A 23525-nucleotide genomic window follows, 5' to 3' on the forward strand; every position below is an offset into this window, starting at 1 on the left:
ACTTCCCCACTAGCTCAGTTCCGCCATGGCCATCCTCGTTGACGAAAATACCAAGCTCCTCGTGCAGGGCATCACCGGCAGCTTCGGCGCGCGCCACGCGCAGCTGTCCCTCGACTACGGCACCAAGCTCGTCGCCGGCGTCACGCCCGGCAAGGCGGGCCAGAAGTTCGCCGAGATCGTGCCGATCTTCGACACCGTCTCGCAGGCCGTGCAGGAGACGGGTGCCACCGCATCCGCCATTTTCGTCCCGCCGCCATTCGCGGCCGACGCCATCCTCGAGGCCGTGGACGCCGGCGTGGAGCTGGTGGTCTGCATCACCGAGGGCATCCCGGTCATGGACATGATGCGCGTGAAGGAAGCCCTGCGCGGCTCGAAGTCCCGCCTCATCGGCCCGAATTGCCCCGGCCTCGTGACCCCCGGCCTCGGCGAGAAGTCGCACGGCGGCTGCCGCATCGGCATCACCCCGAGCCAGATCTGCAAGCGCGGGAATGTCGGCGTGGTCTCCCGCTCCGGCACCCTCACCTACGAGGCAGTGTTCCAGCTCACCCAGCTCGGCTACGGCCAGAGCACGCTCGTCGGCATCGGCGGCGACCCGATCAATGGCACCAGCCACCTCGACGTGCTGGAAATGTTCAACAATGACCCCGAGACCGAGGCCATCATCATGATCGGCGAGATCGGCGGCACTGCCGAGGTCGAGGCCGCCCGCTGGGCCAAGGAAAACTGCAAGAAGCCGATCGCAGGCTTCATCGCCGGTGCGACCGCACCTCCGGGACGCCGCATGGGCCACGCCGGTGCCATCGTCGGCGGTGAGGAAGACACCGCGCAGGCCAAGAAGCGCATCCTCGCTGAGTGCGGCATCGCCGTCGCCGAAACGCCGAGCGACATGGCGAAGACGCTGCTCGAGCGCTGGGGCAAGTAAGCCCTGCCCGCTGGCCTACCAGCAACAAGATCATCAAGAAGCCCGCGCCTCACTAGGTGCGGGCTTTCTTTTTGTAGCGCCAGCCCTGGGAGCGAAGCCCTGGGAGCGCCGGTCATCAGACCGGCCCGAGTGGTCCCTGACTGCCGCAGGAAACCCTATGCCCCCGGGAAGAGCTCCTCCTTCGATGCAATAGGACCGACAACGAAACGAGCGAAAGAGACGAAAAAAAGGCAGCTTTCACCAGCACTCCCAGCGCCGGAGGTGCGACCCGAGATAAGCCGGTGGCGCGAGCCACCGGTTCCGTAGTGAGGATTTGCAAGCCTCGGCAGGGGCGGCAGACGGCGGTGAATCGGGAGCGTGGAGATGCTTCGTGCCCTTCCGCCGACCCTGCCGGGGCGGCTTTCATACGGCCCTACCGTCCGGTGGCTCACGCCACCGGCTTATCTCGGGTCGCGCCGCTGGCGCTGAAGAGGAATGCATACGGAAACGCGCCCCCCATCACTGATCCACGATCTTCTGCACGATTGTGCCCTTCGAGCGCAGTTTCAGGTTCAACAGCTCCACACCGAGGGAGAAGGCCATGGCGAAGTAGATGTAGCCCTTCGGGATGTGGAAGTGCATGCCCTCGGCCATCAGGGCCGTGCCGATGAGGATGAGGAAGGATAGCGCGAGCATCTTCACGGAAGGATGCTTCGAGACGAAGTCGCTGACCGCACCGGATGCCAGCATCATGACGGCGATGGAGATGACCACGGCAACCATCATTAGCGAGACGCGGGTCGGGTCATTCACCATGCCCACGGCCGTGATTACGGAGTCCAGAGAGAAGATGATGTCGATCATCGCGATCTGGACGAGCACCGCGCCGAAGCTGGAGGCGGCCTTCGGCTTTCCGTGAGATTCCTCGATGCCGTCGAACTTGTGGTGGATCTCCTTGGTGGACTTGTAGATCAGGAAGAAGCCGCCGAGCAGCAGGATCATGTCCTTCCAGGAGATCCCGAGGTGTCCGCCATGCTCGCCCGCCTTCGGGATCATGTCCCATAGCATCGGATGGATCGGCACGTGGAAGAGCGGGTTCTGCAGGCTCATGATCCACGTGATCGAGAGCAGCAGCACGAGCCGCGCACCCATCGCGAGGCTGAGGCCGATCAGGCGGCCCGACTTCCGCTTTTCCTCCGGCAGCCGGTCGACGAGGATCGAGATAAAGACGATATTGTCGATGCCGAGGACGATCTCCAGCAGGGTGAGCGTGAGAAGCGCACCCCATGCCTGGGGATCATTCAGCCAATGGAATTCAAGGAGCGAGGCGATCATGCTGGAAGGGCAGTGAGACCACCCTTCCTAACACGGCCCGACCGTTTGCCTCAAGGCAATAGCCGGACCTCCACCTTCAATGCGTCGGCTTTCCGCGAACGATCTTGATGCCGAGCATGAAGGCGAGAGCGAGTGTCCCTGCCACCACGCCGAAAAGACCATTGAACAACATCGAGAGCAACGAGCCACCGATGCCGCCCACACCCGCCGCGGTATGCTTGATCCACTCGTAAACGGAGTGAATGCCATGCGTGAGGATTTCACCACCGACCAGGAACATCGCCGCCGTGCCGAGGACGGACAGCGTCTTCATGAGGTAAGGCGCGCCCCAGAGGATCGCGCGACCGAAGGCCTTCGCCGCGGCGGAGGCGCGCTGGCTGAGATAGAGGCCGAGATCGTCAAGCTTCACGATGCCCGCGACCAGGCCGTAAACGCCGATCGTCATGGCGAGCGCGATAGCCGAAAGGGTCAAACCCTTCGTGAGGAGCGGCTCTTTCTCCACCACGTTCAGCGTGATCGCGATGATCTCCGCGGAGAGCACGAAGTCCGTGCGGACGGCACCCTTGATCTTTGCTTTCTCATCCACCACGACGGGTGTCGTCTCGGCCAGATCCGCCTTCGCATCCTCGACGGTCTTCTTCGACTCCCCGGGGTGCAGGAAGCGGTGGGATAGCTTCTCGACACCCTCATAGCAGAGGTAGATGCCGCCGACCATCAGCAGCGGCGTGACCAGCCACGGGGCGAAGACACTGATGAGGAGCGCGGCGGGGACCAGGATCAGCTTGTTGACGAAGGAGCCCTTCGCGACCGCCCACACCACCGGCAACTCGCGCTGGGCCACCACGCCGCTCACCTGCTGGGCATTCAGTGCCAGATCGTCACCCAGCACCCCGGCCGTCTTTGAAGCGGCCCTCTTGGTCATCACCGCGACGTCATCAAGGAGCGCGGCAATATCATCCAGCAACGTGAGCAAACTTCCTCCAGCCATGTGCGGGTATCATGACTCGCACCGGGCCACCCCGCGCAAGGGCAATCCCCGTCGAAACCGACGCCGAATTCCCACTTGGCTCGGACGCCGCTCAAGCCGCACTGAATTCCAGCGCGCGCTGCTTCATCTGCGTGGCCATCAGGTTGAGCGCATTCGCCCGGGTGGGGGCGAGGTGTTCCTTGAGGCCGGTGCGGTCGATGAAGGAGAGATCGGCGGAGAGGATGGCGTCCGGGGTCTCGTCATCCAGCACGCGGACGAAAAGAGCGATCATCCCCTTCGTGATGACGGAGTCGGAGTCGGCGAGGAAACGCACCTTGCCGTCCTCGATGTGGGCATCCAGCCAGACCTGCGACTGGCAGCCCTTGATGAGCTTGTCGGCGGTCTTCTGCTCCTCCGGCATCGCGGGCAGCTTCCGGCCCAGCCCGATGACGTATTCATAGCGCTCCTGCCAGTCCGGGAAAAAGGACAGTTCCTCAAGGACCTCCTGCTGTTTGTCGGCGATGCTCATCGCGGCGACAGGGAAAGACGGGCGGACGGCGAATGCACGCTGAAAGTCACGCGGCAGCCCTGATCAGCAATCCTGCTCTCAGCCACCTAGGTTCGGACCGTCGCTGCCGAGCAGCGGACTATCAGCCGGGAGCAAGGTCGGCCGGGAGAGATCCGCGGGCTTGTGCTTCTTCTTCCCGTCCCCGCCGAAGAGGGAGCAGGAACTCATGCCACCGGCTGCGGCTAGCAGCAGCAACGCGGTCGCTACACTCCTCATCGCCGCGGTTGCTTTGGCAATACCCCGAAGGCACCAGCCCCCTGCCCCGGCTGCGGCGGATTCCACGGGATGGTTGTGGAGTCGGTCGTCGGAGGCACCGGCTTCTTCTCCGCGCAGGACACGAGAAGAAAGACCGGGGCTACAAGAAGGAGGATCAGGCGCATGGGAGGGGCATGGCTTGTGAGAAAAATTCAGCGGCGCGGCTGCTGCGGCAACGCACCGAAGGCACCACCACCTTGGCCGGCGACGGGCTTGTTCCACGGGAGCTGGCTGGAGGAAGACGGCGGCGGGACCGGCTTGCGGGTCGTCTCCTTTTCAGCACACGACGGCGAGAGGACGGCGAGGACGATGGCGGCTAGGGTCAGGCGCATGGGCAGAACATAAAAAAGCCTCCGCGGCTTGCAAGCTCGCGGAGGCTGGGAAATTCAGTCTTGGCTGAAAACCGGATCAGTTCGTCGCCGGATTGGCGAGGATGACGCGATCACCCGGCTGGATGCGGGCACCGGCGGCAACCGTCTCGCGGTCGATCTCGGCGATCGTCTGGGAAGGCTCGATGGCGGAAGGTTGCACCTCGGCGATGAGGCGGCCTTCGCGCTTCACCAGCAGCTTGGTCTCAGGCTTGAAGCCCGTGCTGCTGCCGGCACCGATGACGATGAAGCCCCAGTCGTCATTGACCGCGGTCACGACGGACTCCATCGCGTTCTGGCGCATGCGGGAATTGCGTGCGGCGGAACGGTCGGCGAGGCGGGCGATCTCAGCCTGATTGGATTCGACGTTCTTCTGGGCGGCTTCGACGAGGGACTGGACTTCACCCAGAGCCTTGGTCTTGGCCTTCTTGTCTTCTTCGATCTCGGCGACCTTGGTCGGCAGTTCCTGAAGAGTCACACCGGCACCTTGAAGAATCTCGTCAGCCTTCGCGCGGATTCCTTCGAGCTTGGCGAAGGTTTCCTTCTGCTCGGCGAGGGTGCCGTCCACCTTCTTGGTGTCTGCGACCAGCTTGCGCTCGATGGCCTTGAGATTCTCGACGGAAGCGCTCAGGTCTGTTTCCTTCTTGGTGGCGGTATCAAGAAGAGCGAGTTCGTCGCGGAGTTCGACATCCTTGGCGTCTCCCTCCTTAGTCTTTGCCTCCTTGGCGAGAGCCTTCTCCTCTTTCTTTGCCCTCTGGTCCTCGAACTTTGTCTTCGCGTTGAGGGAGAAGTAGCCTGCTCCGCCGATGGCGAGGATCGCGAGAACGTACAAAATTGCTTTCATGCGGGTTTGGAAATCTGGTGTTTGAATTCCTGAAGTTCTATTACTTGTCGTTGCTGCCGGGGACCACGCGGTCGCCCACCATCAGCACGGTTCCCTCGGCGAGGGAGTCCGGCACGACTTCCGCCGCAGCGCGGCCGGCTTCCACGGAGCTGACGCGGAGCTTGGCTACCACGGCACCGTCACGAACCACATTGAGCGGGGATCCGGAGATCACGCCACCCGTATTGCCGATCGGCAGGGTCACGAAACCGTAAGCCGGGAAAATCGAGCTGATGCTGGTGGAGGTGAAGAAGGAGGTCTTGCTGGCGTAGTTGCCATCGACCCTCTTGTATTGAGCGATCACACCCTCGGTGCGGGTCTTCTCGGAGGTCAGATCAGCGAGACGGGCTTCGTTCGACGAGATGTCGTCCTGAAGCTGGGCCAGCTCCTGCTGGGTCTGCTTGATCTTGTCGACCAGCTCCTCGATGTTGCCGATCTCTGCCAGACCTTCCTCGATGGTGGAGATCTTCTTGGCATTGGCTTCAGCCTCGGTCTGCTTGGTAGACAGCGCGGTCTCGAGAGCACCGTTCTTCTTCTGATGGTCAGCTTCCGTTTCGGTCAGTGCCGCGACGGATTCGTCGGTACTCTTGCGGGTAGCAGAAGTGCTTTCATATTGCTTCGACAGGTCTTCGAAACGAGCTTCCGCCTTGGCGAGAAGACTCTCTTCGTTCTGACGAGCAGAGATTTCCTCCTCATACTTCGCTTTATTCTTCGAAGCAATGAAGGCGGCTGCGGCGAGCACAATGGCGGTTAGAATGGCAAATACGTTGGCCATGGGGTTTTGACGGTGACTGGTTGGGTCTTGTTCTAAGGCGCAACCTAGGGATGCACGCTCAGGCGCGGCAATACCAAATTTCGCGATTGTGCGACGTGGATTTACAAAGGATGCACAGGGCACCAACACCCGGCCGATGAATTCCATCCTGCGCGTCTTTTCCTACCTCCGGCACTACCCCGGGCTCGCCACCGCCCAGCTCCTCTGTGCGGTCGGAATGACCCTTTCCGTCTTTGTTTTCCCGAATGCGACCCGCCAAGTGATCGACCAGATCATCCCGAATCCGGCGCGGCACGGTGAATTCGGACTGTGGATCGGCATTTCGCTGGCAGGCTTCTTCCTCAAGGACGGGCTGAACGCCTTACGGATCTTCATTAACAATACTTTCGAACAAAAAGTCATCTACGACATCCGGTCGGACCTCTACTCGAAGATCCAGCGCCTGCCGCTCCGGTGGTTCGACACCCGCCGGACCGGGGACGTGATGACCCGGGTGGTGGAGGACGTGACGAACATGGAGCGCGTGCTGATCGACGGGATCGAGCAGGGCCTCGTGGCGGCCCTCCAGGTGATCGGGGTGGGCATTTTCCTCTTTTACCTGAATCCCGAGGTGGCGCTGTGGGCCACCCTGCCGGTGCCGGTGCTGGCCGTGGGGGCGTGGATCTACTCGACGCGCGGCCGTGACCGCTACCGGAACCAGCGCGACGCCTCGTCCGACCTGAATGCGATCCTGCACGACAACATCTCCGGCATCCGCCAGATCAAGGCCTACGCCGCCGAAGGGGCCGAGCTAGGGCGCTTCAATCGCTACTCCGAGGCGCTCCGCCAAGCCTCGCTGCGAATGATGATGTGGTGGGCGATCTATTCGCCGACGATGTCCTTCGTCCGCATGACCGGCTACGTCTTCGTGCTGGCGGTGGGTGGGCGGGAGGTCATGGAAGGACCGCTTCTAATGGGCGATTTCATAGCATTCTTCCTCTCGCTGTCGCTTTTCTACGAGCCGATCGACCGACTGAACGGGCTGAACCAGATGATCCTCTCTGGCCGCGCAGCGGCGGACCGGGTCTTTGAGATCATCGATTCAGAAGAAGAGAAGAACGCCGCCGACGGCGAGAGGCTCCCGGCGAAAATCCAGGCGCACGTGCGTTTTGACAAAGTCTCCTTCGCCTACGGCGACCAGCCGACGCTGCACGAGGTGGATCTGGAGGCGCGCCCCGGCCAGACGATCGCCCTCGTCGGCTCGACCGGCGCGGGGAAATCCACGGTGCTCTCGGTCCTGACGCGCTTCTACGAGCGGGACAGCGGCGCGGTGACCATCGACGGCATCGACATCGCCACGCTCTCGAAGAATTCCCTTCGCGACCGCCTCGGCTACGTGACGCAGGAGCCCTTCCTCTTCAATGGTACCGTCCGGGAAAACATGGCGCTGGCGAAGCGCGATGCGACGGACGAGGAAATGTGGGCCGCGCTGGAGGCCGCGCACGCCTCGCCCTTCGTGAAGGCCCTGCCCCAGATGCTCGATACGAACGTGGGCGAGCGCGGGGTGAAGCTCTCCGGCGGGGAAAAGCAGCGGCTTTCCATCGCCCGCGCCCTGCTGAAAAACGCACCCATCCTGCTGCTCGACGAGGCCACCGCGTCCGTGGACAGCGAGACGGAGCGCCAGATCCAGGACGCGCTGGACCGCCTGATGGAGAATCGCACCGCCTTCGTGATCGCCCACCGGCTCTCCACCATCCGGAATGCCGACCGCATCTACGTGCTGGAAAAGGGCCGGGTGATCGAGGAAGGCACCCACGACGAGCTGTGGGCACGCGGCGGGAAGTATGCCGAGCTGTGCCGGAAATCTTTTCTGCATCAGGATGAGGCAAATCCGGTGGCCGACGTCGTTTTCAAGCCGTGAAAATCACATACGCTTCCCTGTTCCTCGCCGCAGCCCTCCCCGCCTTCGCGCAGAAGGCCGGTGACACCATGCCACCGGACGCCCTCGGCAAGCTCGAGTGGGTGCAAGGCACCGCCCCGACCGCCTGGGAGCCGGGCAAGGTCTATGTGCTGGAGTGCTGGGCCACCTGGTGCGGCCCGTGCATCGCGGCCATCCCGCACGTGGACGAGCTCTACGACAAGTATCAGGAAAAAGGCCTGCGCGTCATCGGCGTGAACGTCTGGGAAGACGGCAAGGACAAGGTGGAAGCCTTTGTGAAAAACAAGGGTGAAGGCATGTCCTACCCGGTGGCCTACACTGGCAAGGGCGGCGTCTTTGAAACCGAATGGCTGAAGCCCGCGGATGTCCGCGGCATCCCGCACGCCTTCATCGTGAAGGACGGAAAGGTCCTGCTGACCACCCACCCGATGCAGCTCACCGAGCCGGTCATTGAGGGCCTGCTGGCCGGTGGCGACGCCGAGGCGAAGGTGCTGGAAGAGATCAAGGAAGCCCAGCGCAAGCGCGAGGAGGTCGGCAAGGCCAACCAAGCCTTCCGCCAAGCCTCCATGAAGAAGGACACCGCAGCCATGGATGCCGCCTTCTCCGATCTGAAGAAGCTCGATCCCGCGAACACCATGCTGCCCGCGCTGGAAATCGACCTGCTCGTCGCCAAGGCGGACTGGGCCGGTGCGGAGGCCGCGCTGGCCAAGCTGGACGGCAACCCGATGGCCGCCATGACGGTGACGAGCGTCGCGCAGGCGATCTCGAAGACCCCGGACGTGCCGGAGAGCTTCAAGAAGTCGGTGATTTCCAGCTTCGCCACCCTCGTGGAGAAGACCGGTCACGCCATGCAGTACCAGATGCTGGCCAAGCTCCAGTGGTCGCTCGGTGAAAAGGATGCCGCCAAGACCAGCGCCGCCAAGGCCGTGGAGTGGACGAAGTCCGAGAAGGGCGTGAAGGCAGGAATCCCCTCCGCGCCTTTCGAGAAATTCGCCGAAGCCCTCGACAAGGATGAGCTGCCTTCCGACGAGCAGATGACCACCTGGCTGCGCGAGTCCCTGCCCAAGCAGGCCAAGCCCGCTGCCAAGATCACGCCGAAGGAAGGCTGATCACCCTCAGCGCTCCGGCAGACCCGACTTCCAGAGCTGGTTGAGTTGGGTCATGATGTCCTGCCACTTCGCGGCATCCGCGGATTCGCCGAAAGCTCCCACGCCGGCAGCGGCCCCCAGGCCGATGCCGGCGACGAGCGTACCCCAGTAGAGTACGGCCACCAGCTTGCCGGGGAAATCCAGCTTTCCGACGACGGCATAGCCGCCGGGGCACGCCAGCAGGCGGTAGCCGAGCCAGATATTCAGGATAGGAATCATCAGGCCGAGCACCCACCATCCGGTCATGCCGAGATTGCGGAAGCGCTTCACCAGCGTCGCCAGGATCAGGATGCCCACCAGCGGGATAATCACGGGGGGCAGGTAGTCCTTATAGCCATCCGGCACGTAGGGCAGCATCAGCGGGACGGCGAATGCCCAGCCCACCATGAGGGCCAGCGGCAACACCGCGGTCCCCATCACGTAGCCGATGCGCCCGGTGCCGGGGAAGTGGGCCTTCGGGATCGGCTTGGATTCGAAATTTCCCGTGCTCGCGAAGTCCCCGCTCATCGACGGCACGTCATTCGTCGGGGCGCGGCGCTCGAAAAGGCCCTCGACCTCACCCGCCGGCTCCCAGTCGCTGAGCGTGGTGGTCCACACCATGTCGTTCCGGGGGTCGAGCTTACCCGACTTGGCGAGCTCGATCAGATAATCGAATCCGACTGGGCCGTATCGCTCGCCACCGCTCGAAAAAAACCACTGTTGTTGGTGGACCGACATTGCGCCCCTTCGATTATCTTAAATTTCGAGAACGGTCAAACATCAAGCCCGGGACGGTATTTCCCGCCATGATCGCGCTGGCGCCCGGTCGGGCCGCTGTTAGGCTCGGCGGCATGAATGACAGATGTCTTGGTGCGACGGCGGCCTTTTCCGCCGGACTCGCGGTGATCCTCGGAGCCCTCGCGGCGCACGCCCTGCACGACAAGCTGGAGGCGGCCGGTCACGTCGAGTCCTTCGACACGGCCGTGCTGTATCACCTGACGCACTCCATCGCCGCGCTCTTCCTCGCCCATGCGGGCTTCCTCAAGTCGGCGTGGACGATGCTCGCGGGCATGCTGCTTTTCTCCGGCAGCATCTACGTGCTCTGCCTGGTGAAGGGCGTCTCGTGGCTCGGACCTGTCACACCGGTCGGCGGGCTGCTGATGATCATCGCATGGTTCGCGTTGGCAGTAGGTTATGTCCGGAAGAAGGACTGAGCCCGCGGATCGCAAGAAGCGGAATGACTTTTTGTTGATTGACTTCGCATGAGCGAAGGGCGCACGACTCGTGCCGACGTGAAGCGCCTTGTCCACATGATCGTGGCTTTGCTCGGCTGCCTGCACTTGTGCGGCGGCCACTGGGGCGTGATGCAGGCGGTGGCCTGGACGAGCATGCTGGCCGACTACTCGGCGCAGGACGGCTTTGTGGTCGGAGCAAAGAAGACCTTCGACGGCGAGCACCCGTGCTGCATGTGCAAGGCCATCCAGGAGGGAAAGAAGAAGGAGAGCGGAGCGCACGACAAGCAGCTCCCCGCGCCAAATCCCGGCCTGATGCTGAAGGAATGCGTCCTCTCCCCCGCCCTCGTGATTTCACCGCCCGCGCCGCGCGATTGCGTGGTGCTCCCCGCCCCCGACCTTGATGCCCGGGGGCCACGTCTCGGCCTGCGTCCCGCGGTGCCGCCTCCACGGTGCGCGTGACTTGGCTACGCCGGTCGATTCGCTTCCCGTTTCTCACCCTGTCCATCAGGCGATGAGCATTCATGCCCGCACGGCCTCTCCGTGCCCGCATGACTTGCCCGGGATGTGATATCTTTGACCGGTTGCCATGGGATGTATGATCGCATCCGGCTCCGTATCCTCGTGCCGTCGTGGCACGGGGGAGCATTCCCCTTCCTGTCCCGGGAAACAAATCAAGAGCCGCACGCTTGCCGGGACAGGCATGCCCGCATCACTCGCTTGATCCGTATCCTTTCCATCCTGCTATCGCTCGTCGCGGCAGCACATGCCCGCGTGCATTTCGAGGCGCGTCATCTTCATCCGGTGGACATCACCCCGGATGGAGCGCACGTGCTCGCGGTGAATGCACCGGGCGGATACCTCTCCGTCTTCACCCCCGGCACTGCGGAGCATCCCGCGCCGCTGCTGGTCGCGGAGATCCCGGTGGGGCTGGAGCCCGTGACCGTGCGCGCCCGGACATCGCAGGAAGCCTGGGTAGTGAACGAAGTCTCCGATACCATCTCGGTGGTGGACCTCACTCGCCGCGCGGTGGTCTGCACCCTGCCGGTGCCGGACGAACCGGCCGACGTGGTCTTCCTCGGAAACCGTGCCTTCGTTTCCTGCGGGCGGGCGAACCGCATCGCGGTCATCGACACGATCACCCGCGCGGAGACCGCATCGATCCCGCTGGAAGGGAACTTCGTCCGAGCCCTCTCGCTTTCGCCGGACGGAGGCACCTTGCGGGCGGCATTCCTTTATCCGGGGAATCGCACGACCGTCCTCGGCTTCCGCGACGCCCCGCCACAGCCGGCGCCGACAAATCCCTCGCTGCCCGCTCCGCCAGCTACGGCACTCATCGTACCAGACAGCGACCCGCGCATCCCCTACGAGGTGCAAGACCACGACATCGCGGAGATCGACACCGCGACGCTGCACGTCACCGGCTACCGCTCCGGCATCGGCACGAATCTCCATGCGCTGGCGCACTCGCCCGACGGCACGCTATGGGCAGCCTCCACGGACTCGCGGAACCTGATCCGCTTCGAGCCCGCGCTGAATGGCATCTTCTCCGAAAGCCGCATCGCCCGTGTGCCTGCAGGTGATGGCTCTCCTGTCCTTCACGACCTCAATCCACACGCGACCGCGCCGGTGATCGAGGCAGGTGAAAAGGAGCGATCGCTTGCCCAGCCGATGGCACTGCTGCCCACCGGAGATCGCATGTGGCTCGCCGCCTTCGCATCCGACCGCATCGCCGAACTCGATGCCTACGGCAGGATCCTGCGGCGGATCGACCTCCGGAATGGCGAGGGCGATCCGCTCGTGCGCGGCCCGCGTGGCATGGTGCGCCACGCAGGCCTCGGCCGGATCTTCGTGCTGAACAAGCTGTCCGGCACGCTTTCGGTGATCGCCGAGAGCACGGGCACGGTGGTCGCCGAGGTGCCGCTCGCCGCCATCGAAGCCTTGCCTGCGAGCGAGAAGACGGGCCGCGGGTTTTTCTTCGACGCTCGGCGTTCCGGAAACGGAACGGTGTCTTGTGGGTCGTGCCACTTCGATGCGGACCACGATGGCGTCGCGTGGGACCTCGGCGATCCGGGCGGCGACATCATCACGGTGATCGAGCGACACCTGGCCTTCGGCGAAACCGAGCCCATCCCCGTGCCGGCCCATCCGATGAAAGGACCGATGGTCACGCAATCGCTGCGAGGCATCGGAGAGGCTGCACCGTTCCACTGGCGCGGCGACAAGCAACTCATCCAGGACTTCAATCCCACCTTTGCCAAGCTGCAGGCAGGCAGCGAACTGGGCGCCGCGCAGATGGATCAGGTGGCCGCATATCTCGCGTCGCTATCGAATCACCCGAACCCCAACCGCAACCTCGACGACACCCTGCGGACCTCGCTCGCCGGAGGAAATCCCGTGCGGGGACGCGAGCTCTTCCATCTCCACGATACCTGCTCGAAGTGCCATCCCGAACCGCGCGGCACGAATCATAATCTCGACGACCGCACCACCGTGCTCTCCTCGCAGCCGGTGAAGAACAGCACGCTGGAGCACGTTTACCGGAAGCTCGGCTTCACGCCGGACCAGCCCGTCTCCGCGCGCGGCTTCGGCTTCACGCACGATGGATCGCAGCACGTGCTGCCGCGCGGGCACTCGTATGCCGCGGCGCGCTTCGACCGCTTTCCAAACGGCGATGCGGACGTGCTTTCCTACCTGCTGTCATTCAGCACCGGCACGAAGCCCGCCGTCGGAGCCTCCGTCACACTGCGCGCCGGTGAGGCCACACCCGCCGATCTCGCCACGCTGATGGATCAGGCGCGGCAGGGAAGTTGTGACGTAGTGCTGCGCGGCGTCATCGCGGGCAAGCCGGTGACCTTCCTCCATGAGGCCAACATCGGGAAGTGGCGATCCGCTTCCGGACAACTCTTCACGCTCGATGGTATCCTTTCCACGCTGTCCGCAGGCGAATCGCTCGTCGCGCTCGGCGTGCCGCAAGGACAGGGCGCGGCTTCTTCCATCGACCGCAATCTCAACGGCGTGCCGGATGATGCCGAGGCCCTTCCTTCCCTGCGTCTCGTCGTTCCGCCCGCCCTGCATCAGCAAGGCGACGCCGATGGCTGGGTGATCGAGCACTCGCACGACCTCCGGTCCTGGCTCCCCGCACCGACCCATCCTCACGAAGAGAGCGATGGATGGTTCCGCATCGATCCCCTGCCCCCGGGCCCCTTCTACCGCATGCGGCGGACCTGGTGAAATTCTCCCGACTCAATTCCAAATGAAATCAAACCACACCATGACAGCACGTCTCACCCTCATCGCAGCCGCCGCCCTGATGGCAAATGCCGGGGCCGCCACCGTCATCCCCAACTACGAGAATCCCGGTCCTGACGGCGATCCCTTCCTCTACCTCGACAAGGTCACCATGAGCAGCACCGACTCGTGGACGGACAGCGAGACCGTCGGCGCATGGAGCTTCCGCGACCTGCGCACCACCGTGAATCCGAACCGCGGCTGGGGCCACTTCGCCACCTGGTATCTCATCGAGCTGACCAGCGCGGTGCAGGTCACCATCTCCATGTCCAGCAGCGATCCCGCGGCATGGGCAGGCTTCGCCATCTATGCGGGCGAATCGGTGAATGACGACCCGGGAATGGCCCACAGCTTCAGCAACAACGGACTGGAGATCGCAGCACTGAATGGCGGCTGGGACAAGAACGGCCCGGATGGAACCACCGGCCTGACTTACGTGGGCAACGGCCACTCGACTACCACGCAATCCGGCACCGCGACCGGGACCTGGACGCTCGGCCCCGGCCTCTACTCGGTCGTCTTCGGGAATGCGGCGGACAGCTCGGACCTGCCGCCGGACATCGACTACGACTTCAGCATCGTCACCACCATCCCGGAGCCATCCACCGCCCTGCTCGCCGCGCTTGCCTCCGGCCTCCTCGTGCTGCGCCGCCGTCGCAGCCATTGATACTACCTGCATCGTACTTCCGTCCCGTGATGAAAGCCCTGCTGCTCTTCCTGCTGACCGCCATCACCGCGTCCGCCTACCAGCACTTCGAGGCGCGCCAGCGGCGTCCGCTGGCATTGACGCCGGATGGCACGCACCTGCTCGCACTGCATTCGCCGGCGTCGAGCTTGTCGGTCTTTGCCACGGGCAGCGGGGCCTCCACCCCGCCGGTGCTGGTGGCGGAGATCCCGGTGGGCATGGAGCCCGTCTCGGTGCAAGCGCGCACGAATGACGAGGTGTGGGTGGTGAACGAGGAGTCGGATTCCGTGTCGGTCGTCTCCCTCTCGCGGCGCGTGGCCATCGCCACGATCCGCGTGGGAGACGAGCCCGCGGATCTCTGTTTCGCGGGCGGCAAGGCCTTCGTATCCTGCGCACGCAGCCGGGAGATCGTGGTGATCGACGTGGCCGCCCGGGCGATCGTCACGCGTATCCCGGTGAATGGCCTGATGCCCTCGGCCATGGCGGTGTCCGCGGATGGCTCGCGCCTTTACGTCGCCTCGCTGCTGTCCGGGAACAAGACCACCGTGCTCCCCGCGGCCTCCGCGCCAAACCCGCCCGCGCCGACGAACACCGCCCTGCCCGCCGCACCGAAGACCGGCCTGATCGTCCCCGCGAATGACCCGCGCATCGGCTGGAACACCCTGGACAACGACATCGCCGAGATCGACACCGCGAACAACCAGCTCCTGCGCTGGATCGGCGGCGTGGGCACGAATCTCTTCGCGCTGGCGATGCACCCGGACGGCGCGCTGTGGTGCGCGAACAGCGACTCTAACAATCTGATCCGATTCGAGCCCGAGCTGCGCGGGGAATTCGTGAAGCACCGGCTAACCCGCATCGCGCTGCCCGCCGCCACCCTCACGCATCATGATCTGAATCCGGGAATCGCGCGCGCCATCACGCCTGCTCCCGCATCGATCGCCCTGGCGCTCGCCCAGCCGACGTCGGTGGTCTTCACGCCGGACGGGACACGGTCATGGGTGACCGCGTTCAATTCCGACCGCATCGCGGAGACGGATCCCGCCACCGGGGCGATCCTCCGCCGCGTGGATGTCCGCGCGGGCAGCGACGGGGTCCGCGGCCCGCGTGCGCTCGTGCTTTCCGCAGATGGCACCCGCGTCTTCGTGCTGAACAAGCTCAGCGACACGCTGACCACGGTGGGCACCGCGGATGGCGCGTGGATCTCCGAGTCGAGGATAGGTTCGATGGACACGATCTTGCCAGAGCACCGGATCGGGCGCGGCATTCTCAATGACGCCCGGCTCTCCGGCAATGGCACCATCTCCTGCGCGACCTGCCATCTGGATGCGGATCACGATGGCATCGCGTGGGACCTCGGCGACCCCGGCGGCAGCATGGTCTCTATCCCCTCCGCGGACCTGTCGATCCATGACGAGACGGTCTACAATCGCAGCCTGCACCCGATGAAGGGGCCGATGGTCACGCAAACGCTGCGCGGCCTCGCGCTGAATGACAGCGTGCTCAATTCGCCCGCGGCGGCGATCGTGACGAAATTCCACTGGCGGGGCGACAAGCCCACCATCCAGAGCTTCAACACCGTCTTCCCCAACCTGATGGGCGGCACCGCGCGTCCGGATAACGACATGGACAAGGTGGCGGCCTACCTCCGCTCGCTGCTGCACCACCCGAATCCGAACCGCAACCTCGACCGGACGCTCAAGACGAACCTGAACGGCGCGAGCGCCGTCGCGGGACGCGAGCTCTTCCTCAATCACACGCGCAGCCACTGCATCGTGTGCCACGCATTCGATGCGGGCACCGACCAAAACCTCGACCTGCCGAGCCTTGTAGGCCGTGGCCAGCCGATGAAAAACCCGCCGCTCCGGCTGATCTACCAGAGGGCGGGGATCTACAATCCCGGGAACAACCAGCAATCACTCTCCGGGTACGGCTTCGGCTCAGACGGCACCTTTCACGCGCTGCCGGAGGCCCACCCCTACACGCTCGACCGCCTGCGCGCCGCGGACATGGCGCCGCTCACGACCTTCCTGATGTCCTTTGACACGGGCACCGCTCCAGTGGTCGGCTATCAGGTGACCGTCACGCCTGCGAATGCGGCTGCCACGGCGACGTCCGCGGAGTTGGCGCTGCTGGAAACCCGCGCGGCCTGGCTGGATGCGGCGCTAGTGGCGAGCGGGAATCTCTCCGGCCTGCGCCGCACCTTCCGCTGGGACACCCCCACCCAGCGCTATCTCGCCGACACCGTGACCGATTCGCCGCGCACCCGGGCAGAGATGCTCGCGCTGGTCACCGGTGCGGAGGACACGCTGACCTTTTCCGGCACGCTGGTAGAGCGGGCAACGGCATTCGGTGGGGACCGGAATGGCAATGGCATCCGCGACCGTGACGAAGCGCCGCCCGCGCTGTGGATCGGCACCACGCCGGAGGCGGTGCGTCTACGATGGTCATCGTACTTCGACTGGTATCCGGAGACCTCCACCGGACTCTCCGGCGACTGGGTGCCATGGCATGTCGCCCCCGAGGAAGATGGCGGCACGCTCTTCGCCGACGACTTCCACCCCACGGCACCTGCCCGCTTTTTCCGACTCTCCCGCACCTGGTGAATCGACCCGCTCATGAATCGACTGCTGCTACTGCTATCCCTCGCCCTCCTCTCCTCAAGCGCCCGCGCCCACCACGGGCAGGACTTCTTCGTCACGCTGGACACGCGTGTGCCGGAGCTCGGCCACGGGTCCGTCTTCATCTCCGGATCCTGGGCGAAGAACTCGGGCGCGGATGAAACGGAGATCGATCCCGGATTCCTGATGGGCCTCGGCGGAGGCTTCGCGGCGGGCTCCACCTTCCAGCTCTCGAATGGCACGCCGGGGGACTTCGGCTACGCGGGCGTGACTCCGCTGCTCCAGTGGTCGAGAGCGGTGCCGGGAACGGATTTCCGCGTGGGTGCCTCGGCGGCCTACCACTTCGCGGACAGTTCGCACTCCAGTTCCCACTCTTCTGTCCACTACCACGTGATCCCGGGAGGCTCCGGAGGTCCGGGGACAAATCCCGACGCACCGCCGCCCGGCACCATCGGCCAGCACATTCATGGCGGCGGCGGGCATTCGCACGATGGCATCCACCGCCACGGCGAAGATCACTTCCAAACCCGCCTGATCGGCGAGTGGCAGGCTTCCGGGCGCACGCGCGTGCTGGCGAATTTCCTCATGGTCGGCGGTGGCAGCGACGACATCGACTTCGGCTACGCCCTCGCCGTTCGGCAGGACCTGACCGCCCGGCTGGCCGCAGGCCTGGAAGTCATCGGCGACCTCGTCTCCCACGGCCTGCACGAAGCCATTGCGGGACTTTTCTACAGCCCCACGCACGATGTCTCGCTGCGCCTCGGGGCTGGGACCGGCTTCGGACCCGGCTCCACCGACATCTCGATCCACGGCGGGATGACCTGGCGTTTTTGAGAACGCCGTGGTGCCACATAAAAGCGGACACCACTGATTCGGAGCCCTGACCGCAGGATAAACCCATTGCCTCACAATTGAGGACACCATGGGCCAAGTCATGGAAGTGATCCGATCAAGCATCCGCGAATAGAACCGATAAGATCCGGGCACGCCATGTCCTGATAAACGGGAAGCCTACCCGCAGCCGCATGCTCGAAAAGCATGAAGGCGGGCCTTCGTTGGAAGGCCCGCCATCGGGAAGAACTGGAGCAAGATGCTCCAGCTACGGTCATGAGCCGGTCGTGAACTCGATCGCGCCGCCTTTCACGTCCGCGGTGATCACGTCGCCGTCCTTGAACTTGCCATCGAGCAGGTCCAGCGAGAGCGGGTCGAGGAGCTGGTGCTGGATGGCGCGCTTCAGCGGGCGGGCGCCATAGACGGGATCGTAGCCTTGGTTGCCGATGAATTCCTTCGCGCTCTCGGTGAGGGCGAGGGCGAGCCCCTGCTTCGCCAGGCGCTTGCGCACGCGGTCGAGCTGGATATCCACGATGCTCGTCAGCTCCTCGCGGTGCAGGCGGTCGAAGATGATCGTTTCATCGATGCGGTTGAGGAATTCCGGGCGGAAGTACTGGCGCAGTGCATCCAGCACCTTCGCCTCGCGCTGTTCGGCATTGTCCTCGCCGAGGATGTATTGGCTGCCTATGTTCGAGGTCATGATCAGGACCGTGTTCCGGAAGTCCACGGTGCGGCCCTGGCCGTCGGTGATGCGACCGTCGTCCAGCACCTGCAGCAGCACGTTGAAGACATCCGGGTGCGCCTTCTCGATCTCGTCGAAGAGGACCACCGAGTACGGCTTCCGTCGTACATGCTCGGAAAGCTGGCCGCCCTCCTCGTAGCCGACGTAGCCGGGAGGCGCACCGATGAGCCGGGCCACGCTGTGCTTCTCCATGTACTCGGACATGTCGATGCGGACCATCGCGCCCTCGTCGTCGAAGAGGAATTCGGCGAGCGCCTTGGAGAGCTCCGTCTTGCCCACACCCGTGGGGCCGAGGAAGAGGAAGGAGCCGATGGGGCGGTTCTCGTCCTGCAGCCCGGCGCGCGCGCGGCGCACGGCATTCGAGACGGCCTTGATCGCCTTTCGCTGGCCGATGACCCGCTTGCCCAGCCGCTCCTCCATGTGGACCAGCTTCTCCTTCTCGCCCTCTTGCAGGCGCGTCACGGGGATGCCGGTCCATGACGAGACGACGCGTGCGATGTCTTCCTCGGTGACTTCCTCTCGGAGGATCGCGCCGGTTTTCTGAAGCTCCACCAGCCGGTCATTCGCGGCCTCCAGCTCGCGCTGAGCCTCGGGGATGCGGCCGTAGTTCAGCTCGGACGCGCGGGTCAGGTCGCCGATGCGCTGGGCCTGCTGGGCCTCGGTCTTCAGCGAGTCGATCTTGTTCTGCGCGGCACGCACCAAGTCGATGACGTCCTTCTCGTTCCGCCACTGCGCCATCAGGCCGGCGGATTGCTCGCGGAGGTTCGCCTGCTCTTCCTTCACCTTGTCGAGGCGGGCGATCGAGGCCTTGTCGGTCTCCTTCTCGAGGGCCTTCTTCTCCATCTCGAGCTGCATGACCTGCCGCTCGATCTGGTCGATCTCGGTGGGCATGGAGTCGAGCTCGATCTTCAGGCGCGAGGCGGCCTCGTCCACGAGGTCCACGGCCTTGTCCGGCAGGAAGCGGTCGGAGATGTAGCGGTCGGAAAGCATGGCCGCGGAGACCAGCGCGCCGTCCTGGATGCGCACGCCGTGGTGCACCTCGTAGCGCTCCTTCAGCCCGCGCAGGATGGCAATGGTGTCTTCTACGGAAGGCTCGCCGACCATCACCGGCTGGAAGCGGCGCTCGAGCGCGGCGTCCTTCTCGATGTACTTGCGGTACTCGTCCAGCGTGGTCGCGCCGATGGTGCGCAGCTCGCCGCGGGCAAGCTGCGGCTTGAGCAGGTTCCCCGCATCCGGGCTGCCCTCCGTCTTCCCCGCGCCGACGATGGTGTGCAACTCATCGATGAAGAGGATGATCTCCCCGGCGCTCTCGGTGACCTCTTTCAAGAAGGCCTTCAGCCGCTCCTCGAATTCGCCGCGATACTTCGCGCCCGCGAGCATGCCGCCGAGGTCGAGCACGATGACGCGCTTGTCCTTCATCGAGTCCGGCACGTCGCCGGAGACGATGCGGCGGGCGAGGCCCTCGACGATCGCGGTCTTCCCCACGCCGGGCTCGCCGATGAGCACGGGATTGTTCTTCGTGCGGCGCGAGAGCACCTGCATCACGCGGCGGATCTCATGGTCTCGGCCGATGACGGGATCGATCTTCCCTTCACGCGCGCGGGCGGTGAGGTCGGTGCCGTATTTCTCCAGCGTCTGGTATTTCCCCTCGGGGTCCTGGTCGGTCACCTTTTGCGGGCCGCGCACGCCCTCGATGGCGGCGCGCGCCTTCTTCTCGTCGAGGCCCGCTTCTTTCAAGAGCTTGCCCTCGGGGGCGTCGGCCTTCAGCGCGCCGATGAGCACGTGCTCCACGCTGAGGAAATCATCGCCCATCGCCTCGCGGACCTCGTCCGCGGCATCGAGCGTGGCCCGCAGGCCGTAGGAGATCTGGGGCTGGGTGGTGCCGCCCTGCTGGGCGGGCTCGCGGTCGAGCGCGGTGGCCAGCGCGGCCTTCAGCCGGGTGACGTCCACGCCGGCCTTTTGCAGGATGGGCGTGACGATGCCGCCCTCCTGCTGGAGCAGGGCGAGGAGGAGGTGGGTGCCCTTGAGTTCGGGGTGAGCCGACTTCGAGGCCAGGCGCTGGGCGGCCTGGAGGGCTTCCTGGAGTTTCGTGGTGAGCTTGTCGAGTCCCATGGGTGCGGAGGATCTGGAGGTTTACGCGGGAAGGTAAGGCCAGTCGCGGCGACCCGCCACGCCTGCCTTCCGTTTTGTTTCCCATCTGATGACATAGCAGCGTCTTTATTCAAAAAGTTTGTTTAAGATTATTACTATGGTTGCTTGCGTCCGTTCGATGGAGGCACTGGGAGCGCCGGTCATCAGACCGGCCCGAAGCCACCCTCCTAGCCGACGGAGACCCTGTGCCATCGTGGTCCGCATCGCTCCGCGTGCGGTTCGCCGGTAGGGAAGCTGCGGGTGAAGTCCGCCGTCATGATCCGCCGATCCGCCAGCCGAGGGTGGAGTCCGCCAGCCTATGCCTTCGGCCGCACGCGGAGCGATGCGGACCACGATGGCTGCGGGTGGAGTCCGCCGTCATGATCCGCCGGTCCGCCAGCTGAGGGTGGAGTCCGCCATCATATGCCTTCGGCCGCACGCGGAGCGATGCGGACCACGATGGCCTCGGGTGCTGGCGGGCTTCAGGGGTCACTTCGCCCGGCCTTCCAAGCGAGCCGGTGGCACGCGCTCCCAGCATGCCAGCCCGTGCTTCCCCCGACCGGCAACGGCCCACGAAAACAACGCCTCCTTCACCGGTCCAGCCGGTACCCCGCCCCGCGGACGGTGACCAGATGGCGCGGGCTGGCGGGGTCGGCTTCCAGCTTCGCGCGCAGGGCGGCGATGAAATTGTCCACCGTGCGCGTGCTCGGGTAGGCATGGTAGCCCCAGACGACATCGAGGAATCGCTCGCGGCTGACCACCTCGCCGGCGTGCGTGGCGAGCAGGCGGAGCATGCCGGTTTCCTTCTCCGAGAGATCGTGCCGCGTCTCCCCGCGGACGAGCAGGCGCTTCGTGAAGTCCACCGTCGCGCTGCCGATGACCAGCTCCCCGCCCAGCGCCTCATCGCGCTCGCGGCGACGCAGCAGGGCACGCACGCGGGCGAGCAGTTCCTTCAGCGAAAAGGGCTTCACGAGGTAATCGTCCGCGCCGCTGTCCAGGCCCTCCACGCGATCGTCCACCTGGCCCTTCGCCGTCAGCATCAGCACGGGCATGGTGCGGCCGCGCTTCCGCAGCTCGCGGCAGACGGCGAAGCCATCGAGACCGGGCATCATCACGTCCAGCAGCACCAGGTCAAAGGGCTCCGTGCACGCCAGCTCCAGCCCGGCGACTCCCTCCGCGGCGGAGTGGACGCGGTAGCCTTCGGCCTTCAGCGTTTCCACCAGCGCGGTGCGCATGGGGGCTTCGTCTTCTACTACTAGGAGGCGCATCTTTGGGAGAAGTGATCAGTGACCGGTGGAGGAATTCGAGAGGGCGACGGGAAGCTCCAGGATGAAGGTGGAGCCAGCACCGGGGGCGCTCTCGACGGTGACGGTGCCGTGATGGGCCTCGGCGATGGACTTCACGAGGCTGAGGCCGATGCCCGTGCCCTGAGTCTCGCGGCGCAGCTCGTCGCCGGGACGGTAGAAGCGCTCGAAGATGCGGGCGTGCTCGTGCGCCGGGATGCCGGGGCCCTCGTCCCGGACGGAGAGGCGGAAAGTACGATGCTTCCCGTAGTTCGCCAGCGTGGTGACGATCGCGGTGTCCGGCGGGGAGAATTTGATCGCATTGTCCAGCAGGTTCACCAGCGCCTGCTGGATGGCATCGGCGTCCACGGAGGCCTCCACCGGGGCGAGCTCGTGCCGCAGGGTGATGCCCCTTTCCCGCGCGAGCGGCTCCATCACTCGCAAGGTGTCCGCAGCCAGCGCGGCGAGATCGCAGGGCTCCATGTGCCAGACCTTCCGCCCCTGCTCGATGCGCGCGTGGTCGAGCACATTTCCCACCAGGGTGGAGAGCCGCGCACCCTCGCGGGCGATGAGCCGGTGAAACTCCCGCGCGGTCTCCGGGGCCACCTTCCCCGCCTCCAGCGCATCCGCCATCAGCCGGATGGATGCGACCGGCGCGCGCAACTCGTGCGACACGCTGGCGACGAACTGGCTCTTCATCTCCCCGAGCTGCCGCTCCCGGCGGATGGTGCGGTGCAGCACCGCCAGCGCGACGGCCGCCGTGGCAAGCGACGCGCCGAGCATGGCGAACATCCACTTCTGCAAGCGCCGCACCGGGGCCTCGATCAGGCTGGTATCGGCCAGGATCCTCACCTCCAGCCCGGAGCCGACCCGCACGCGGCTGGTGGCAATGACCTCCGGGCCCGGTGGCGATGACGCCAGCGCGAGCCGCGCCTGGGCCCACGGGGGCAGGCTCCGGTCATGATCCACCCGCATGTCGGGGATCTGCACGAAGGACAGCTTGCCCTCGCGATGGATGATGTGGACGAAGACGCCGTCGCGCAGCTCCCACACGTCGCCTTCATCCAGCCCGAGTTCCTTCACGCGGGCGCGGATCTCTTCCTCCCTCCGCCATCTCGCTTCCGTCATCCCGCCGAGCTGCATCTTCTCCAGCGCGAGCGTGGTGAGCACCGAGGGAGCCTCCACGGTGAGCAGGCCCTCCATCACCGCGACATTCGCGGGCCACCCCCGATCGAGCCGGTGGATCGCCAGCCCTGCCAGCACGCGGCGCGGCAGACCGGCGGGGGAAATCCCGGCATCTGGGTCATTCCGCAGGTTCTCCAGCGCTCCGATGTCGGTGCCATTCAGGATCTCGTCCTTCGGCGAGGGCTCGCCGGGGATAGGCGGATCGGGATAGATCGCGATCTCATTGATGCTCTGCCCCAGATCGTGCTCCAGCTCGGCCGCAATGGCGGGAGCCAGCCGCTCCGCCTCCATGCGCGCGTCCGCCCACGCGGCCTGCATCTGCGAGCGCGCCCCCACCGCCGCCAGCACGGCCAGCACCAGCAGCGGCAGCACCACCGCGAGGGTCAGCCAATGGAGCGACCGGGATCCAACAGCTCTGCGTGCCATGG

The 23525-nt window shown here is 65.1% G+C and carries 20 protein-coding genes and 1 pseudogene; 9 read left to right on the forward strand and 12 right to left on the reverse strand.

Annotation, left to right across the window (positions count from 1 at the left end; translation table 11 throughout):
• Window positions 1-25 precede the first annotated feature (25 nt).
• Window positions 26-922, forward strand: coding sequence for a succinate--CoA ligase subunit alpha (gene sucD / locus OKA04_RS15310; protein WP_264502057.1), 897 nt, complete (start codon window positions 26-28; stop codon window positions 920-922).
• Between the two features lie 606 nt (window positions 923-1528).
• On the opposite strand, the pseudogene OKA04_RS15315 reads toward sucD, so the two are convergent.
• From OKA04_RS15315 to OKA04_RS15350, 8 genes and pseudogenes are all read right to left on the reverse strand, one after another.
• Window positions 1529-2236: pseudogene (locus tag OKA04_RS15315) on the reverse strand (TerC family protein); the annotation flags it as partial.
• Between the two features lie 76 nt (window positions 2237-2312).
• Window positions 2313-3224 carry a DUF808 domain-containing protein gene (locus OKA04_RS15320; RefSeq protein WP_264502059.1) on the reverse strand — a complete coding sequence of 304 codons (912 nt, stop codon included), beginning with the start codon at window positions 3222-3224 and terminating at the stop codon, window positions 2313-2315.
• 91 nt (window positions 3225-3315) lie between these two features.
• Window positions 3316-3732, reverse strand: coding sequence for a SufE family protein (locus OKA04_RS15325; protein WP_264502060.1), 417 nt, complete (start codon window positions 3730-3732; stop codon window positions 3316-3318).
• A gap of 78 nt (window positions 3733-3810) precedes the next feature.
• Window positions 3811-3987, reverse strand: a complete 177-nt coding sequence (locus OKA04_RS15330) for a hypothetical protein (protein WP_264502061.1) — start codon at window positions 3985-3987, stop codon at window positions 3811-3813.
• Window positions 3984-4151 carry a hypothetical protein gene (locus tag OKA04_RS15335; protein ID WP_264502062.1) on the reverse strand — a complete coding sequence of 56 codons (168 nt, stop codon included), beginning with the start codon at window positions 4149-4151 and terminating at the stop codon, window positions 3984-3986. Before OKA04_RS15335 ends, OKA04_RS15330 begins: the two co-directional genes overlap by 4 nt.
• Window positions 4152-4178: 27 nt before the next feature.
• Complete coding sequence (locus tag OKA04_RS15340; RefSeq protein ID WP_264502063.1) at window positions 4179-4358, reverse strand: hypothetical protein; 180 nt, start codon at window positions 4356-4358, stop codon at window positions 4179-4181.
• Between the two features lie 76 nt (window positions 4359-4434).
• The gene (locus tag OKA04_RS15345; protein WP_264502064.1) at window positions 4435-5238 is read right to left on the reverse strand and encodes a hypothetical protein; all 804 of its coding nucleotides are present in this window, start codon (window positions 5236-5238) and stop codon (window positions 4435-4437) included.
• Between the two features lie 40 nt (window positions 5239-5278).
• Window positions 5279-6052, reverse strand: coding sequence for a hypothetical protein (locus tag OKA04_RS15350; protein WP_264502065.1), 774 nt, complete (start codon window positions 6050-6052; stop codon window positions 5279-5281).
• Window positions 6053-6188: 136 nt separating this feature from the next.
• On the opposite strand from OKA04_RS15350, the gene OKA04_RS15355 reads away from it, so the two are divergent.
• Complete coding sequence (locus OKA04_RS15355) at window positions 6189-7952, forward strand: ABC transporter ATP-binding protein (RefSeq protein WP_264502066.1); 1764 nt, start codon at window positions 6189-6191, stop codon at window positions 7950-7952.
• A complete protein-coding gene (locus OKA04_RS15360) occupies window positions 7949-9079 on the forward strand; it encodes a TlpA disulfide reductase family protein (protein ID WP_264502067.1) in 1131 nt (376 codons plus the stop codon). Before OKA04_RS15355 ends, OKA04_RS15360 begins: the two co-directional genes overlap by 4 nt.
• 6 nt (window positions 9080-9085) lie before the next feature.
• Here OKA04_RS15360 and OKA04_RS15365 read toward each other — a convergent pair whose 3' ends face one another.
• Window positions 9086-9835, reverse strand: a complete 750-nt coding sequence (locus OKA04_RS15365) for a GYF domain-containing protein (protein ID WP_264502068.1) — start codon at window positions 9833-9835, stop codon at window positions 9086-9088.
• 113 nt (window positions 9836-9948) lie between these two features.
• On the opposite strand from OKA04_RS15365, the gene OKA04_RS15370 reads away from it, so the two are divergent.
• The 6 genes from OKA04_RS15370 to OKA04_RS15395 all read left to right on the forward strand — a co-directional run bounded on the left by OKA04_RS15370 (window position 9949) and on the right by OKA04_RS15395 (window position 17760).
• Window positions 9949-10311: a DUF423 domain-containing protein gene (locus tag OKA04_RS15370; protein WP_264502069.1), complete on the forward strand. Its 363-nt coding sequence runs from the start codon at window positions 9949-9951 to the stop codon at window positions 10309-10311.
• Window positions 10312-10359: 48 nt separating this feature from the next.
• A complete protein-coding gene (locus tag OKA04_RS15375) occupies window positions 10360-10791 on the forward strand; it encodes a hypothetical protein (RefSeq protein ID WP_264502070.1) in 432 nt (143 codons plus the stop codon).
• Window positions 10792-11049: 258 nt separating this feature from the next.
• Window positions 11050-13563 carry a hypothetical protein gene (locus tag OKA04_RS15380; RefSeq protein ID WP_264502071.1) on the forward strand — a complete coding sequence of 838 codons (2514 nt, stop codon included), beginning with the start codon at window positions 11050-11052 and terminating at the stop codon, window positions 13561-13563.
• Window positions 13564-13603: 40 nt separating this feature from the next.
• Window positions 13604-14287 carry a PEP-CTERM sorting domain-containing protein gene (locus OKA04_RS15385; protein WP_264502072.1) on the forward strand — a complete coding sequence of 228 codons (684 nt, stop codon included), beginning with the start codon at window positions 13604-13606 and terminating at the stop codon, window positions 14285-14287.
• A gap of 29 nt (window positions 14288-14316) precedes the next feature.
• Window positions 14317-16911, forward strand: coding sequence for a cytochrome c peroxidase (locus OKA04_RS15390; protein WP_264502073.1), 2595 nt, complete (start codon window positions 14317-14319; stop codon window positions 16909-16911).
• A gap of 12 nt (window positions 16912-16923) precedes the next feature.
• Complete coding sequence (locus OKA04_RS15395) at window positions 16924-17760, forward strand: hypothetical protein (protein ID WP_264502074.1); 837 nt, start codon at window positions 16924-16926, stop codon at window positions 17758-17760.
• A gap of 271 nt (window positions 17761-18031) precedes the next feature.
• Here OKA04_RS15395 and clpB read toward each other — a convergent pair whose 3' ends face one another.
• The 3 genes from clpB to OKA04_RS15410 form a co-directional block, all read right to left on the reverse strand.
• Window positions 18032-20611, reverse strand: a complete 2580-nt coding sequence (gene clpB / locus OKA04_RS15400) for an ATP-dependent chaperone ClpB (RefSeq protein ID WP_264502075.1) — start codon at window positions 20609-20611, stop codon at window positions 18032-18034.
• Between the two features lie 608 nt (window positions 20612-21219).
• Entirely contained in the window at window positions 21220-21897 is a 678-nt protein-coding gene (locus OKA04_RS15405) for a response regulator transcription factor (RefSeq protein ID WP_264502076.1), read from the reverse strand.
• Window positions 21898-21912: 15 nt separating this feature from the next.
• Entirely contained in the window at window positions 21913-23523 is a 1611-nt protein-coding gene (locus OKA04_RS15410; protein WP_264502077.1) for a sensor histidine kinase, read from the reverse strand.
• Window positions 23524-23525 lie beyond the last annotated feature (2 nt).

Source organism: Luteolibacter flavescens, assembly GCF_025950085.1.
Classification (GTDB): Bacteria; Verrucomicrobiota; Verrucomicrobiia; order Verrucomicrobiales; family Akkermansiaceae; genus Haloferula; species Haloferula flavescens.

Coding starts and splice junctions, on each gene's coding strand:
- OKA04_RS15395 (WP_264502074.1), top strand. CDS start 16,924: ATGAATCGACTGCTGCTACTGCTATCCCTCGCCCTCCTCTCCTCAAGC.
- OKA04_RS15365 (WP_264502068.1), bottom strand. CDS start 9,835: ATGTCGGTCCACCAACAACAGTGGTTTTTTTCGAGCGGTGGCGAGCGA.
- OKA04_RS15375 (WP_264502070.1), top strand. CDS start 10,360: ATGAGCGAAGGGCGCACGACTCGTGCCGACGTGAAGCGCCTTGTCCAC.
- OKA04_RS15410 (WP_264502077.1), bottom strand. CDS start 23,523: ATGGCACGCAGAGCTGTTGGATCCCGGTCGCTCCATTGGCTGACCCTC.
- sucD (WP_264502057.1), top strand. CDS start 26: ATGGCCATCCTCGTTGACGAAAATACCAAGCTCCTCGTGCAGGGCATC.
- OKA04_RS15345 (WP_264502064.1), bottom strand. CDS start 5,238: ATGAAAGCAATTTTGTACGTTCTCGCGATCCTCGCCATCGGCGGAGCA.
- OKA04_RS15385 (WP_264502072.1), top strand. CDS start 13,604: ATGACAGCACGTCTCACCCTCATCGCAGCCGCCGCCCTGATGGCAAAT.
- OKA04_RS15405 (WP_264502076.1), bottom strand. CDS start 21,897: ATGCGCCTCCTAGTAGTAGAAGACGAAGCCCCCATGCGCACCGCGCTG.
- OKA04_RS15390 (WP_264502073.1), top strand. CDS start 14,317: ATGAAAGCCCTGCTGCTCTTCCTGCTGACCGCCATCACCGCGTCCGCC.
- OKA04_RS15335 (WP_264502062.1), bottom strand. CDS start 4,151: ATGCGCCTGATCCTCCTTCTTGTAGCCCCGGTCTTTCTTCTCGTGTCC.
- OKA04_RS15330 (WP_264502061.1), bottom strand. CDS start 3,987: ATGAGGAGTGTAGCGACCGCGTTGCTGCTGCTAGCCGCAGCCGGTGGC.
- OKA04_RS15325 (WP_264502060.1), bottom strand. CDS start 3,732: ATGAGCATCGCCGACAAACAGCAGGAGGTCCTTGAGGAACTGTCCTTT.
- OKA04_RS15340 (WP_264502063.1), bottom strand. CDS start 4,358: ATGCGCCTGACCCTAGCCGCCATCGTCCTCGCCGTCCTCTCGCCGTCG.
- OKA04_RS15355 (WP_264502066.1), top strand. CDS start 6,189: ATGAATTCCATCCTGCGCGTCTTTTCCTACCTCCGGCACTACCCCGGG.
- clpB (WP_264502075.1), bottom strand. CDS start 20,611: ATGGGACTCGACAAGCTCACCACGAAACTCCAGGAAGCCCTCCAGGCC.
- OKA04_RS15320 (WP_264502059.1), bottom strand. CDS start 3,224: ATGGCTGGAGGAAGTTTGCTCACGTTGCTGGATGATATTGCCGCGCTC.
- OKA04_RS15350 (WP_264502065.1), bottom strand. CDS start 6,052: ATGGCCAACGTATTTGCCATTCTAACCGCCATTGTGCTCGCCGCAGCC.
- OKA04_RS15370 (WP_264502069.1), top strand. CDS start 9,949: ATGAATGACAGATGTCTTGGTGCGACGGCGGCCTTTTCCGCCGGACTC.